At 51.1% G+C, this 14,056-nt stretch carries 14 protein-coding genes; 1 reads left to right on the top strand and 13 read right to left on the bottom strand.

Annotated elements, in window-relative coordinates:
- Positions 1–2 precede the first annotated feature (2 nt).
- From BZG82_RS03595 to rpe, 4 genes are all read right to left on the bottom strand, one after another.
- A complete protein-coding gene (locus tag BZG82_RS03595; RefSeq protein ID WP_077765175.1) occupies positions 3–2,342 on the bottom strand; it encodes an ExeM/NucH family extracellular endonuclease in 2,340 nt (779 codons plus the stop codon).
- Between the two features lie 199 nt (positions 2,343–2,541).
- Positions 2,542–3,555 carry a tryptophan--tRNA ligase gene (trpS, locus tag BZG82_RS03600; protein WP_101494755.1) on the bottom strand — a complete coding sequence of 338 codons (1,014 nt, stop codon included), beginning with the start codon at positions 3,553–3,555 and terminating at the stop codon, positions 2,542–2,544.
- 60 nt (positions 3,556–3,615) lie between these two features.
- Entirely contained in the window at positions 3,616–4,296 is a 681-nt protein-coding gene (locus BZG82_RS03605; protein WP_077662628.1) for a phosphoglycolate phosphatase, read from the bottom strand.
- A gap of 5 nt (positions 4,297–4,301) precedes the next feature.
- Positions 4,302–4,976, bottom strand: a complete 675-nt coding sequence (gene rpe / locus BZG82_RS03610) for a ribulose-phosphate 3-epimerase (RefSeq protein ID WP_069589885.1) — start codon at positions 4,974–4,976, stop codon at positions 4,302–4,304.
- Between the two features lie 148 nt (positions 4,977–5,124).
- Between rpe and BZG82_RS03615 the strand changes: the two genes are divergently transcribed.
- Entirely contained in the window at positions 5,125–5,313 is a 189-nt protein-coding gene (locus BZG82_RS03615; RefSeq protein WP_069589884.1) for a DUF2970 domain-containing protein, read from the top strand.
- Positions 5,314–5,326: 13 nt separating this feature from the next.
- Here the strand turns inward: BZG82_RS03615 and dam are convergent, their stop codons facing one another.
- The 9 genes from dam to pilM form a co-directional block, all read right to left on the bottom strand.
- A complete protein-coding gene (dam, locus tag BZG82_RS03620; protein WP_069589882.1) occupies positions 5,327–6,148 on the bottom strand; it encodes an adenine-specific DNA-methyltransferase in 822 nt (273 codons plus the stop codon).
- 72 nt (positions 6,149–6,220) lie between these two features.
- Positions 6,221–7,786 (bottom strand): AAA family ATPase, encoded by a 1,566-nt coding sequence (locus BZG82_RS03625; protein ID WP_077765176.1) that lies wholly within the window; start codon positions 7,784–7,786, stop codon positions 6,221–6,223.
- An 11-nt stretch (positions 7,787–7,797) separates the two neighbouring features.
- Positions 7,798–8,877 (bottom strand): 3-dehydroquinate synthase, encoded by a 1,080-nt coding sequence (aroB, locus tag BZG82_RS03630; RefSeq protein ID WP_069589877.1) that lies wholly within the window; start codon positions 8,875–8,877, stop codon positions 7,798–7,800.
- A gap of 21 nt (positions 8,878–8,898) precedes the next feature.
- Positions 8,899–9,417 (bottom strand): shikimate kinase AroK, encoded by a 519-nt coding sequence (gene aroK / locus BZG82_RS03635; protein WP_069589875.1) that lies wholly within the window; start codon positions 9,415–9,417, stop codon positions 8,899–8,901.
- 145 nt (positions 9,418–9,562) lie between these two features.
- Complete coding sequence (locus BZG82_RS03640) at positions 9,563–11,311, bottom strand: type IV pilus secretin PilQ (RefSeq protein ID WP_108742951.1); 1,749 nt, start codon at positions 11,309–11,311, stop codon at positions 9,563–9,565.
- 13 nt (positions 11,312–11,324) lie between these two features.
- A complete protein-coding gene (locus BZG82_RS03645; RefSeq protein ID WP_077765177.1) occupies positions 11,325–11,837 on the bottom strand; it encodes a pilus assembly protein PilP in 513 nt (170 codons plus the stop codon).
- The gene (locus tag BZG82_RS03650) at positions 11,834–12,445 is read right to left on the bottom strand and encodes a type 4a pilus biogenesis protein PilO (RefSeq protein ID WP_077765178.1); all 612 of its coding nucleotides are present in this window, start codon (positions 12,443–12,445) and stop codon (positions 11,834–11,836) included. Before BZG82_RS03650 ends, BZG82_RS03645 begins: the two co-directional genes overlap by 4 nt.
- Positions 12,442–13,020, bottom strand: a complete 579-nt coding sequence (locus tag BZG82_RS03655; RefSeq protein ID WP_077765179.1) for a PilN domain-containing protein — start codon at positions 13,018–13,020, stop codon at positions 12,442–12,444. Before BZG82_RS03655 ends, BZG82_RS03650 begins: the two co-directional genes overlap by 4 nt.
- The gene (gene pilM / locus BZG82_RS03660) at positions 13,011–13,925 is read right to left on the bottom strand and encodes a pilus assembly protein PilM (protein ID WP_077662623.1); all 915 of its coding nucleotides are present in this window, start codon (positions 13,923–13,925) and stop codon (positions 13,011–13,013) included. The genes BZG82_RS03655 and pilM overlap by 10 nt, the downstream gene beginning before the upstream one ends.
- Positions 13,926–14,056: the final 131 nt, after the last annotated feature.

Raw genomic sequence — 14,056 nt, forward strand, 5'->3', positions numbered from 1 at the left:
AATTAACGTAGTTGGCAACGGAAGCCGGTGTAACGGACCGACATGGGCTGACTCGCCGGCGCACTGCCACAATAGACGGGGATCAAACCCAGCGCTTTCACAGTGACCTCGATACGATCATCTTTATTAAGCTTCAGCTTTTGTACCAATGGGCTTTGCGTATCAAAGGTGCGCTGTGAGCGCCATTTCATCCAAGCGTGATCAGGACTTTTTTGTCCATTCAGCATCGGAATAATCGGCAAAATACTGCGGTTATTAATGGTAACCGATACAGGAACAACCGGATCCGGATACGCCAAAGACACAATTACAGGGTCGTGATCTGACGAAGAGAACGGGTTGGTCGATTTCACCAAATCCCCAGTGTAACGACGACCGTATTCAAACAAGGTGCTTTCGATCGAGTTGATGTGCCAGTCTTCCACACCGACAACTTTTTCCGCCAAGCTAGCGCTGGCGATGGCGTGGTCGAGACTCCCCAACTCACCCGAGTACGAGTAGGAATAGGCTTTATCACCCAATCGCGCCGTGGCGAGGTTGATATAGCCCAGGCCTTTCTCTACCGCTTGTGCGGTCGGATGCATAGGTACACCGCGAATTTCCGTTCCTGCGGCTGTCATGATATCGCGCTGGTTAGGCTGACGTTGGTAGTCGGTTAATACACGGACCGGATCTTCTTTCGCGTACGCATTGAGATCGCCAAGGATCAATACGTCTCCATCCAGCTGCTGCAGACGATCGCGTAGTGTCACCGCCGCCGAAACACGGAAGGCATTACAATGTCCTTGTAAATCTGCTGTATCCGTCTCGAACTCACCCGCGATCCAATCTTCATAACAGCCTGATCCTTTCGACTTAAAGTGGTTAACCACAATATGTAACGGCTCGCCATTAATGCTAAACGCTTGCAGCAAGCTGTCGCGTTGATACTTATTAAGCTCACGCGTTTCGCCCTCAGGGTTTTCACCACTTATATGCTGTTCGGGCATAGCAACCGCTTGTGCGTCACCGGCTAACGAGACTTTTGCAGGGCGGTAAATCATGCCGACCATGATCGCATCAGAGCCAAAAAACGCGCCCTGATTTTTCACCGCATCACTGGGTTCAACAAACTGATAATGATCCGCAGGATCCGCAAACTCTGCGTTGAGATGGCTCACCAAATCGGCAATGGCGCTTCCAGCTTCAAACCCATTGTTTTCAAGCTCCATCAAGCCAACGATATCAGCATCCATCGCGCGGAGGGCATTGACAATCTTGGTACGTTGGAGCTCAAACTCAGCGGCGGTTTTAGCGCCTCGGTTGCAACCACGCTTGGCGTCCGCATGGTCGCGATCTTTACAGGTGACATTTAAGGGGCCACCAATGGCGCTGGCACTGGTGAAATAGTTGAGTACGTTAAAGCTGGCCACTTTAATGTCGGTATTCGGTACCGTCGCGGGGGCATCTTGACGATCGTGACGGTGCACAATGTCACCGGCGGTAATGGTGTTGGTCGCCACTAAACGGTACTGATCGTAGCTAAAGCCCATCACGCCAGACAAATGCTCAATACGATCGCCAATACGCAGATAGCCTTGCTCAGCGTCAAGTCCCGGAAAATAGGGAATTTGTCCGTCTTTGGCTTTTTGATCACTTTCGATATAAAGCTGATTCGCCGCATTGTTCGCCGCAAGCGCTTTCGCTTCGTCGGTTAACGCTGGATAAAGTTGCGTGGGTTTAAATAAAGGGGTGCGGTGCGTTAACACCATATTGTTGCGAAACGCGTCGTAGTCAAAGCCAAAATTACGGGTGATCACCAGCTCACTGTCCGCGTCCATGGTCACATACATGCCTTCGTAACGCTCAAGTGCATCCTTTAACGACTCACCGTGATCCACACGAATGGCAGTCGGAGCCAACGGACCATAATACGGGCCCTTAGCCACTTGATTATCGGTCACACCCAATTGCGTATGACCATAATACTCTTTGACCTTACCACTGGCACATAAGGTGTCACCGGGCTGCAAATTGAGAGCATCAGCGTCCCGCAAGTACACAAACAAGCCATCGGACGTGGCGCGATTGCCATCCCCTTGAGGATCTTGAATCCAAACCCCTTTATAAAGGCCTTGGGTCACCGCAGTGACCACACCTTGTACCGCATAGGTTTTATCGGAGCTGTATTTGCCCGCCGGGACCAATGGGCTGCGCTCACCGTCACCTTGGATCGCATAAATGGGCGTTGTGGGCGTCATACCGCACTGGTAGGTTTGCTCGAGGGGGGCTTTGGCGGCCGCGGGCATGGCGAGTCCCGCCATCATCAATGCTAGCGGCGACCACATCAGTGGCTTTTTCATACCTGTTCCTTCACGTAGTTTGAGTGATTACTCGAATTTCGCGCGCATTATTAACGATGGATACATAGAATGGCGTGATTTAGCTCGCATCAGAAACAGTTACTATTGATGGACTTATAAGAAGTGAGAGTTGGGTTCCGGTCTGATCAAAAAAGCAGCGGAATCGGCCGCTGCTTTTTTATACCGTCATATTCGTGTGCTACACGCGTGGAACAAACCCCACGGCGTCATACACTTTACGCAAGGTTTGCTGTGCGCGTGCCGATGCATGCTCAGCACCTTTTTGCATCACACTGTCGAGCAGTGCACGGTCAGCGCGGTACTCATGATAACGCGCTTGGAGAGGCTCGAGCATCGCCACCACCGCTTCAGCAGTATCCTTTTTCAGATGGCCATACATTTTGCCTTCGTAGGCTTTTTCTAGTGCGGCAATTGACTCACCGGTCGCCCCGGACAGCAAACCAAGCAAGTTAGAGACACCTGGCTTTTGCTCGATATCAAAATGGACACGCGGTGGCTCTTCCGAGTCGGTAACCGCACGTTTGATTTTCTTGGCAATGGCTTTGGGATCTTCGAGCAAACCAATCACGTTATTACGGTTATCATCCGACTTCGACATTTTCTTGGTCGGATCTTGCAGGCTCATCACCCGTGCATTCACATCAGGAATGTAAGGCTCAGGCATGGTAAAGACATCGCCGTAACGGTTGTTAAAGCGCGTGGCAATGTCACGGGCAAGTTCTAGATGCTGCTTCTGATCATTACCTACAGGCACTTGATTGGTTTGATACAGCAAAATATCTGCCGCCATCAGCACTGGATACCCAAATAGACCGGCGTTGATATTCTCAGCATGACGCTGCGATTTATCTTTAAACTGAGTCATGCGGTTCAGCTCACCCATTTGGGTGTAACAGTTCAATACCCAGCCCAATTGCGCATGCTCTGGCACGTGCGATTGTACAAACAAGTTACTTTTCTCGGGGCTCACGCCCACCGCCAAGCACAACGCCAGCGCATCCAAGGTTGCTTCGCGTAACGCATCCGCATCTTGATGAACGGTAATCGCATGCAAATCCACCACACAGTATTGGCAGTCATAATCATCTTGCATCTGTTCCCACTGACGCAGCGCGCCTAGATAGTTACCGATACTTAGTTCACCCGAGGGCTGCACACCACTCAGTACAATGGGTTTTGAAGATTGACTCATGATGATTAGGTTCCTTTACGCGTTGCCCAACCGGGCGGTAGTTATGTTGCTATATAATCGTTATGCTTGATGGCTGGCGACCACGGCTTGTAGCTCACTGAATGAATCCAGCACATAGTCAGGACGGCTATCGCTAATCGGTTCACCGTAGTTGTAGCCATAGGTTAACCCGACAGAAGCGATGCCTGCATTCTGGGCTGCCAAAATGTCATTTTTTGAATCGCCGACCATCAACATTTGTGCATTGGTTAAGCCATGCTTGTCTCGCAAATGGTGCAACCCTTCTGGGTTTGGCTTGTTGGTCGGTAAGCTATCGCCTCCCAACACATCCGTAAACAAGGCGGCTAATCCTAAGTCTTCTAGGATGGCGGGCACAAATGCCACAGGTTTGTTTGTCACCACACCCAGTTGATAACCTTGCTGATGCAGCGCGACCAAGGTGTCTTTCACGCCCGGATACAGCACGGTTTTTTCATGGCCGTTATTTTCGTAGTGGAAGTTAAAACGCTCGCGGGCACGAGCGACCAAATCGGCATCCAAGTCAGTGGCAAAATCATGACGACGCGACAGCGCACGACGGATCATAATATCGGCACCATTACCAATCCAACCTGTAACTTGTTCCACCGTCACGGTGGGCATGTCCAAGTCGGCCAGCATCATCTGTAACGCTTGAGTTAAGTCCGGTACGCTGTCGACCAAGGTACCATCGAGGTCGAAGGCAATATAACGAAGGCTCATACTACTTACCTATTTACAGTTGCAAGCGCGGTGCGCATCTCATCAATCGCCGCTTTATAGTCGGGTTGCCCAAAAATCGCAGAACCGGCAACAAACATATCTGCCCCTGCTTGGGCAATCTCGGCGATATTGTCAGCTTTCACACCGCCATCAATTTCCAGTCGAATGTCTCGACCGCTGGCATCAATACGTGCGCGCACGTCACGCAGTTTATCCAAGGTGCTTGGAATAAACGATTGGCCACCAAAACCGGGATTTACGGACATCAACAAAATCATGTCGAGTTTGTCCATCACGTAATCAAGATAATGCAGTGGTGTGGCGGGATTAAATACCAGCCCGGCTTTCATGCCGTGATCTTTAATCAATTGTAAGGTGCGATCGATATGGTCACTGGCTTCAGCATGGAAGGTTATCATATCGGCGCCAGCTTTGGCGAAGTCGGGAATAATGCGGTCAACCGGCTTAACCATGAGGTGCACGTCAATCGGGGCGGTAATGCCGTAATCGCGCAGCGCCTGACAAATCGGCGCGCCAAAGGTGAGATTAGGCACGTAATGGTTATCCATTACATCAAAGTGGATCACATCTGCACCCGCGGCGAGTACCTTTTCTACATCCTCGCCCAAGCGCGCAAAATCTGCTGATAAAATCGATGGCGCGATCAAAAAATCCGTCATAGTTGTCGCCTCACTTGCCAAAAAGTCGCCGCAATTCTACCCGATCTCGCTCGCGCTGTCTTATTCGATCCCGCTTTTCTACCTGAACAGCTGACAAAATACATACCCCCAACTAGGGTTGGATAAGAGCGACAAAAAAGGAGGCATCATGACAACAAAATTAGGCGTTTGGGACGTCATCAAAAGTGTGATTGCCGCGCTTTTTGGTGTGCAGTCAGAGCAAAACCGCCAACGCGATTTTGCTCAAGACTCACCCGCTGCATACATCGTGATAGGCGTGGTGATGATTGGTGTATTTGTCGCAACTTTGCTTGCCATTGTCGGCATGATTACCTAATGCCGCTTTTCAGTTAGGGTTGGGGTGCAAACAGTGCCAACAGCTCATCCACTTTATTACGCCCATTCCCATTGCGGCTAATGGTGCGTTTGACTCGTACCACGTTGAAGGTCGCACCACGATATAAACGGCGGGTATAAGGGGTGTCGTGGTTTGAAATAAGAACCGGGATCCCACCCGCCATCGCTGCCTGCTCTGCATGCTCRGCCAATAACGCTTGGTCATCCAGCGTAAAGCCGTTGGTGGCATAGGTGGTAAAATTCGCCGTTGCGGTTAAAGGCGCATAAGGAGGATCGCAATACACCACGTCGCCCAGCTTCGCGCGAGCAAAACTTTCCGCATACCCTTCACACACAAACTCTGCCCGTTGTGCTTTTTCAGCAAAAAAGAACAGCTCTTTTTCAGGAAAGTACGGTTTCTTGTAAGACCCAAAGGGAACATTAAATCCGCCTTTTTTGTTGTAACGGCACAGGCCATTGAAGCCGTGACGATTCATGTACAAGAAATAGAGCGAGCGAAGATACGGATCTTGCGTGGCATTAAAGTCTTCCCGCACTTGCAAATATTGCGCTTTTTGATTGTAGTCTTGACAGAAAAAGGCGCGTGCATCATCGACAAACCGTGCTGGGGTTTGTTTGATAATGTTATAGAGATTAATCAAGTCGGGATTAATATCAGCCAAGATATAGCGGTCGTAGTCGGTGTTTAAAAACACCGACCCTGCGCCGACAAAAGGCTCGATCAGCGTGTCCCCTTCGGGAAGATGACGGCGAATGTCATCGACCAGCGAATACTTACCGCCAGCCCACTTTAGAAACGCGCGATGCTTTTTCATTGCCCCTTGTCATTCTCCGCGATATGAAAGGGGGCGGATTGTACCTTATTTTGTTTCATCAATCAGCGGATTTTACTGCCCATTTGCACGATTGATTTCACGGTGAATTTGGCTAAATGATTTCACGAATGGCTGCAGCGCACGGACATTATCGGCCAGCGTGAGTTCTGCGCGACGCGCCGCGGTGACACTCTCATAATCGCCCAGTAATACCATGTACCAAGTGCCGCCATTTCGGCGAGTTTGATAAACCTGAACACGCCCATCCAGTTGATAGTTCGCAATCAAATCAACTGCATCTTGGCGCGATTGTAAGGCGGCCAGCTGTAACGCATAGCGCTGCGCAGGCACCGCCAGTAGAGCTTGGGCATCTAATGGCAAGGTCTGGTTCGCGGACGCTGGCTGAGATGCAGCTTCCGGTTGCGCTGTTTGGCTTGGAGCGGCAGGCTCTGGGCGGCTGTCTGGTGCCGCCGGAGTAGGCGGTGTTTGTGCCAGTTCAGGGATCAAGGGTTCGTCAACGGCCTCAGTACCATCGCCGCCTGCATCCTGCTCTTCAATCATGGCATCGACCACATCATCAGGCACGACAACGCGTTTGCCTTCATCTCCGCGGCCAACCGTCAAGCCTTCGCCATTAACCTCTTCTGGCAATGAGACTGTGTCCTCAGTCACCGAGCCTGACTGGCTAGTGCGGTTTGAAGTACTGGCTGGGTTTTGGTCCATGCGTTTCTCGGTGCCTTGGCCAGCAGTCACGGCGCTCTCTGGCTCGCCCTGCTGTTCGCGGAGTAAGTCATCAAGATTCTTTAACCCTTCTGGCAATACCATGCCTGAGGACTGATCATCGCTTTGGCTCGGGAAGTACCACCAAATCACACCAGCACCCACGACCATGAGCACCACGGCCAATACCAGCATGGTAAAGGGTTTATTACGCGAGGGCTTTTTCTTCTCGTCACTCACTGTGCCTGTCTCCTGATTGTCCTTGCCCATTATCATGCCCGGATAGAGGGTTTGATTGGCCAGCTTGGCCAGCCATTGTTTTTTCTTGGTCGCATCAATGCGTCGGGTCACTGCCAACACATCGATAAACATTTCTTCCTCCCCCTCATTTAAGGGCGAGACTTCTAACTCTAACGGCTTTTGGCCTTGGCCATATGACACCTGACGAAGCCACTTGTTCAACTTTCCGGGCAATGCAAAAAGCACCACATTGATGCGCCAATGATCTTGGTTTTGTGCCTGTAAAACCAGTGCCCAAAGTTCAGACAATAAATTCGGGCTAAGACGGTGGGCATCATCAATGACAATTAATGCATCGCAACCACTGTCGCCTAGCATCATCGTCAGGCTATCGACTAGTGGATCGGCCTCATTAAAGACGCCATCTTTGACAATTTGACGAAGCAAAATAGCACGGCGTTGTGCATCATTTTGTGCCGTGTGACACACCAGTAAGGAGTGGACCGACGCGTCGGCCCATTGCTCCATATAGCGCTCACTGAGCCAGGTTTTACCCGCGCCAGTCGGACCGGTGACCTGGATAAGGTTAGAGCTAAAGCGGGTAAGAAACTGCAGGCGTGATAAGAGCTGGGTTTGGCTTTCCAGCTCCAAGGCCAAAGTATCAAAGGTGTTTGTCATGCATTCAATGGTTAACCGGCATCAATCACATCCGCTAACAGCTGATGTGGAACATCTGCAACCACTTGCGCTTGGCCGATCGCTGTTGGCAGTACCAAACGCAACTGTCCTGAAAGCACTTTTTTATCACGCATCATGTGCTTAATAAAAGCATCGTAGTTCATCTGGGCAGGGACGTGCACGGGAAGCTGCGCTTTTTCGAGCAAGGCAGTGATGCGGGACACACTTTGTTCGTCCAGCAAACCATGACGCTGTGCCGTGTGGGCAGCAAGCACGGTGCCCGTTGCAACCGCTTCACCATGTAACCAGTTGCCGTAGCCCATCTCCGCTTCAATCGCATGACCAAAGGTGTGGCCCAGATTAAGCAGAGCACGTACACCGGCTTCGGTTTCATCTTGCGCAACCACATCAGCCTTGATTTGACAGCAGCGCCGAATCGCATAACTTAACGCGTCGGGTGACAAGGCGGTCAACGCCGCCATTTCGCTATCGAGCCAGTCAAAAAAAGGCGCGTCGGCGATAATGCCGTATTTGATTACCTCAGCCATTCCCGCCGCAAACTCTCGATCTGGGAGAGTGCTGAGTACCTGAGTGTCAATCACCACCGCTTTGGGTTGGTAAAACGCACCAATCATATTTTTACCCAAAGGATGATTGATGGCCGTTTTCCCGCCAACTGACGAGTCAACCTGCGCCAATAAGGTGGTGGGAACTTGAATAAAATCTACCCCGCGTTGATAACAAGCGCTGGCAAAGCCAACGATATCACCAATCACACCGCCACCCAGTGCCACCAGCACCACATCGCGATTGTAGTTATTTTCAAGTAGGAAGGTATTGATAGTATTGAAGGTTTCTAGCGATTTGTACGCTTCACCATCGGGTAAGCTAAGGCAGGCGACATCTTGTGCCCCTGCCTGCTTAAGCGTCGAGACCAGTTTCTCGCCATACAATGGCATCACTGTCTCGTTGCTTATCACAGCAACCCGACGCGAACGTACGTTTTCAAACAAGCTGGCATCTGCCAGCAGCCCTTCGCCGATAGAGATAGGGTAGCTACGCGCCCCTAACTGAACATCTATCCGTTCCATGGTCGGGTCCTGTGTCTGGGATTAGTGCTGCTCTAACAACTCGATGATTTGATTCGCGACCACTTTGGCGCTTTGATCATCAGTACGCACCACATAATCAGCAATTTCTTCATAAAGTGGGTTGCGCTCTTGCGCGAGTGATTCCAACACTTCACGGGGTTGATCGGTTTGAAGCAAAGGACGTTTTTTATCGCGTTGTGTACGCGCCAGCTGCTTCTCGATAGTGGTTTCTAAGTACACCACTACACCACGAGCAGAGAGACGGTTACGGCTTTCTTTACTCATGATAGAGCCGCCGCCGGTCGCTAGCACGATACCTTGCTTCTCAGTCAGGTCGTTAATCACGTTCTCTTCACGTTGACGAAAACCTTCTTCTCCCTCAACGTCGAACACCCATGCAATGTCTGCCCCAGTTCGATCTTCAATCACTGAGTCAGAATCATAAAATTCCATGTGAAGTTGTTGAGCGAGATGACGACCAATTGTGCTTTTACCAGCCCCCATAGGGCCTACCAAAAAGATATTTCGTTTTTCAGCCATTTTAAGCAATTTTACGCGCGGTTAAATAAAACAACACCGCCCGCAGGCTTGATGTAGAAAAGCCCGAGGCGCCAATTCCTCACAGATAATTCGTGATCAGACTAAAAATTATCTCAGGACAGTGGCCCCTTTGGCAACACCTAACCTACCCTGTGACGATTTTAGGGGTCACAAAGATCAGAAGCTCGCGTTTTGCATGATCTTTCAGACGGTGTTTGAACAGATTTCCAAACAGCGGAATATCCCCGAGTAATGGCACCTTGGTTTCTTTGTTAATCATGGTGTGTTGGAAGATCCCTCCCAGCACCACCGTTTCACCATTCCGCGCCAATACCTGCGTATTAATGCGCTTGGTACTGATCGACATGGCCTCCCCTTTACCTGCCACCACCGACTTCTCCGGCATATCTTGGGTGACTTTCAAATCCAGCACTAACTCATTCTCTGGGGTAATTTGGGGCGTCACGGTAAGGCTAAGTACTGCTTTTTTAAACGACACCGCCACAGCACCGCTGGAAGAGGCTTCGAGATAAGGTAACTCTGTCCCCTGCTCGATATATGCCGCTTTTTTATTGGTGGTGATTAAGCGTGGGCTCGATACAATTTCTGCTTTGTTTTCGCTTTCCAGCGCCGATAACTCGAGATCGAGCAATAAATCACTGCCCAATTTAGCCACTTGCAGGGCCAGACTTGACGCAGCAGGGTTGGAGGCGGCCAAGTTCACATTCAAAAAATTGTCCACCGGCAGAGAATCATCGCCCGATCCGGTTAATGCCTCATCATCGGAATTGTACATATTCCGGTCCCACATCAGGTTACTTTCTATCGAAGAGCCGATACTGGTTGAGCCGTTGCGATTTAAAATCCCCCAGCGCACCCCCAGCTCATCGACAGACCCCTCTTCAACCGTGACAATCCGCGCCTCAATTTCAACTTGCTTCACCGGCACATCCAAGTGGCGAACTAAGGTGCGAATGCGGGCTAGATTCTTTTGATTATCCTTAATGATCAAGGCATTGGTTCGCTCATCCAGCGACACCGCCCCGCGAGGAGACAGTAAGCTGACCCCTTCGCCTTGGCCTTTAATCAGTGCGGCGATATCACTGGCTTTGGCATAGTTCACCGTGAGGACTTCTGAGGTCAGAGGCAGTAAGGCATCGGCCTGCTGACGCATTTCGAGTGCTTGCTTTTCTTGTGCCATCAGCTCAGCGCTCGGAGCAACGAGCATCACTTGTCCCCGTTGGCGCTTATCCAGTCCCTTCACACGCAAAATCACATCCAATACATCTTGCCAAGGCACACCATCAATGCGCATGGTGATGTTGCCTTGTACCGAGTCCGAGGTCACCAGGTTAAAATCATTCTGTTCAGCAATCAGCTGCAACACGGTACGAACCGGAATGTCTTGGAAGTTAATCGAGATCGCCGCCCCTTTTTGCGCTAAGGCCTTCGCAGAAGGCGCTTTTTTTGCCGCAGAGACGCGAATGGTCAACACCTTTCCTTGCTGCTGATAATCAAAATCCACCGCCTGCTCAGCACGCAGTACGATACGAGCACTCTCAGGAGCCTGAAAGGACTCAATCTCAGTCACTGGGGTCTGACGACTGCGAGTATCGAGTACCGCAAGTAATGCCTGTTTAAGCTGCACGTTCGGCAAGCGTAGCGTGACTTGCTGAGGGATGGGCTGACGAAAGTCAGCCGTTACCGCGGCATCGGAAAACGTCAGCGAGACCTGGGCATCACCATTATCTAAACGCTTAACTGCAATATCAGTCAGCATACTTTTTGCGGCAACCTGCACTGAACCTAGGCTGAACATCAGTACCAGCAGTATGAACCAGACTGGGCGAACGCTTTGCGCCAACGTGCGGGAAAGGTAAGGGGGTATCATCATATTGGTATCCTAACTACGGCAAAGTTGATTCCATCGACAAGGTGACGGTGCGAAGCTGCCAACACCCCAAGCCATCCGGCAGGGCTTCTTCAATCGCGATCTGGTGTGCATTCACGGCCACCACACGACCACGATTCTCGCCTAAATGCACACCTTCACTGACTTGAGTGATGGTGCCATCAGGGCGTGCAATTAAGGCTTGTTGCTTTGCGCCTTTGGTTAAGCTGCCTTTCATGGCAAGGCTTGCCAGTGGAAATTGTTCGAGCGGCTCTAACGGCCGTTGTAAATTGGGTTGCCAACAGTCACCCGTTGAAGCCTGTCTACCGACATTGATAGCTGGCAGTACAAAGGGATCTCGCTGATCGGCGACAAAAGCTATCGATTGATAACTCGGCGGTGGGGGAATGCGGGTCGCCGTGACTTGCGCACTGGCTTGGGTTTGTTGCATAAACCGCTCGATATCACTGTGGTATCTATCACAGCCCACCAAGCACAAACCAAATAACAATACCAAAAGACGCTTCACTGTAAGGCCTCCTTCTCGGTAGCAATACGTTCACCGGTATAGCGATACGTGGTTGCGGACACAGACAGCAGCAAGGGCGCATGAATGTCATCGGTTTCAGTACGGGTTAGGACAAAATCTTGCAGCGATACCAAGCGAGTCATGGCGGCAATATCTGCGCTAAATGCACCGATAGAGGCATAGTCACCGCTCAGCACAACCGTCATCGGGATAGCATCGAGCCAACTGCCATGCTTTCTTGACTGCCACTTCAGTGTGTTGAAACGCAACTGATGACGGATCCCAACTTCATTGACCCCGGCAAGTAATCCCGAAAGTTCCTCTTCTTCCGGCAATTGGGCAATCAAGGTGGCATATTGCTGATTTAACGCGCGCATTTGTGCCTCAACATCGGGCAGAGCGGCGACACGATTGGCCAACAACCGATACTCGGCTTTGAGTTGTGTTTCGCGCTGGGTCGCTGCCTCCAGCGCCTCTTGGTTGGGCAACAAAATCATCAAGGCTGCGAGAATCAATAGTGCGATCGCGCCCACCGCCCAAACGATAGCGCGGGTGGTGAGTGGTGCACTGGGGAGTTTTTGCCAATCCCATTCAGAAGGTGCGATCATAACTGCACTCCTTTGGGCTTAGGGAGTTGCGGTGTGACATAGTCGGTTAAACGAAAGCTTAACGTGAAGCGTTTGTTGGCGCGTTGCGAACCGGATTCTGTGATCACAGTGTCAATATCAACGTCGGTGGCTAACGCACTTTGCTCTAACGCTGCCAATAGACTTGCCATCTCCGCATTGGATGTGACCCAGCCTTCGACCGTGACACGCCCCTTTTGCTGCGCCAAACGACTTAAATAGGCCCCTTCAGGCATCACGGTTGGAATGAAATTCAGCAACGCAGTGACATTGTTGCGCTGTTGCTGTAAGGCGTTGACCAGTTGTAAGCGCGATTGCAGCGCGGCACGCTTTTTATCTTCGCGCTTAAAAGCTTGTAAGGTGGCACGAAAATCGTTCACCCCTGCGGTTAAGCGTTGATTGCGAGCCTGTTGCTCAGTCAGCCAGTGCTGCTGGACCGCGTTCACGGCACTAACCACCAGTACCACGCCCAGCACCACCAAACCACTGTGAACCATAAAGGTGTGACGCTGAGCGCGACGCGCTTTTTCTCGCCAAGGGAGTAGATTTATACGCATGAATACCCTCCCCGTAGCGCTAATCCCAACGCAATACTGGCCTCGTCACTGATGGTGGGGGCGGTTTGATCCAACATCGCCACTGGGTTTAAGCGTGTGATGGCAAGATGCTCAGACGTCAGTGTGGTAGGCCAGACGCCGCTGATCCAAACCGTGCTCAGTGGTAAGAGTCGATTATGCTCACGCGCACGATGACAAGCCTGATCAAAGTGCTGCTGCACCAAGGTGTTGGCAGCTAACTCACGGTTTTCGTAGCGCTCTCCCTCCCCCAAACGGCTGCGATGCTGGTAAACCTGACCATCCGGATAAAGACGAATCGCGGTGATCAAGCCACCGTGATAATGCAGCCACAGCGGCCAGTGATTAGCCTGCGCAACAGGTCGAATCGCTTGATAGACCCCGACTAACGCTTGGCTGTTAATGTCTGCCACCGAGGGCGATAAACCGACATGCTTGAGCGCATCTAGGGCTGGAGTGAGCGCATGACGCCGACACGCCACTACTTGATAACAGGCTTGTCCTGGCTGAACGGAAATACCGCTCATGACCTCAAAATCGTAATACAAGGTAGCGATATCCATATTGAGGGCAGCACTCAGCTTTTGACCAATCAAGGCTTCTTGCTCAATCTCATCGTCAATAAGCGGTGCCGTTATTTGCTTGGTGATCACAGCATCTTCATCCACACCCACCACCACAGGAACGCGCAAGCGCTGATACCAAGGTAAACATGCGAGTAATCGTTTTTTTATCTCGGTCATCGGGGTGAAAAGATCGTCAGTCGCGCGATAGTGCACCTCATGATGCCCTGCGACCTGAATGCCTTGTCGATGTGCACGAACCGCAATGGCGTGAATGGTATCTCGGCCAATATCGATACCTAAAACTGCCGAATTTCGAACCATTTCGTGTTAGGCTCCCAACGTCAGCGTGAGGTCAGCATTTAGAAAACTGCCCTTCACGGCGGGTTATTTTTCTTGCTGGTGCCTTTATACTACTGACGTATGGTTATTGAACGGCTCAATTGCAACAGAAC

It is taken from the genome of Salinivibrio sp. PR5 (assembly GCF_001996085.1).
Lineage (GTDB): Bacteria > Pseudomonadota > Gammaproteobacteria > Enterobacterales > Vibrionaceae > Salinivibrio > Salinivibrio proteolyticus.

Coding starts and splice junctions, on each gene's coding strand:
- BZG82_RS03595 (WP_077765175.1), bottom strand. CDS start 2,342: ATGAAAAAGCCACTGATGTGGTCGCCGCTAGCATTGATGATGGCGGGA.
- trpS (WP_101494755.1), bottom strand. CDS start 3,555: ATGAGTCAATCTTCAAAACCCATTGTACTGAGTGGTGTGCAGCCCTCG.
- BZG82_RS03605 (WP_077662628.1), bottom strand. CDS start 4,296: ATGAGCCTTCGTTATATTGCCTTCGACCTCGATGGTACCTTGGTCGAC.
- rpe (WP_069589885.1), bottom strand. CDS start 4,976: ATGACGGATTTTTTGATCGCGCCATCGATTTTATCAGCAGATTTTGCG.
- BZG82_RS03615 (WP_069589884.1), top strand. CDS start 5,125: ATGACAACAAAATTAGGCGTTTGGGACGTCATCAAAAGTGTGATTGCC.
- BZG82_RS03625 (WP_077765176.1), bottom strand. CDS start 7,786: ATGACAAACACCTTTGATACTTTGGCCTTGGAGCTGGAAAGCCAAACC.
- aroB (WP_069589877.1), bottom strand. CDS start 8,877: ATGGAACGGATAGATGTTCAGTTAGGGGCGCGTAGCTACCCTATCTCT.
- aroK (WP_069589875.1), bottom strand. CDS start 9,417: ATGGCTGAAAAACGAAATATCTTTTTGGTAGGCCCTATGGGGGCTGGT.
- BZG82_RS03640 (WP_108742951.1), bottom strand. CDS start 11,311: ATGATGATACCCCCTTACCTTTCCCGCACGTTGGCGCAAAGCGTTCGC.
- BZG82_RS03650 (WP_077765178.1), bottom strand. CDS start 12,445: ATGATCGCACCTTCTGAATGGGATTGGCAAAAACTCCCCAGTGCACCA.
- BZG82_RS03655 (WP_077765179.1), bottom strand. CDS start 13,020: ATGCGTATAAATCTACTCCCTTGGCGAGAAAAAGCGCGTCGCGCTCAG.
- pilM (WP_077662623.1), bottom strand. CDS start 13,925: ATGGTTCGAAATTCGGCAGTTTTAGGTATCGATATTGGCCGAGATACC.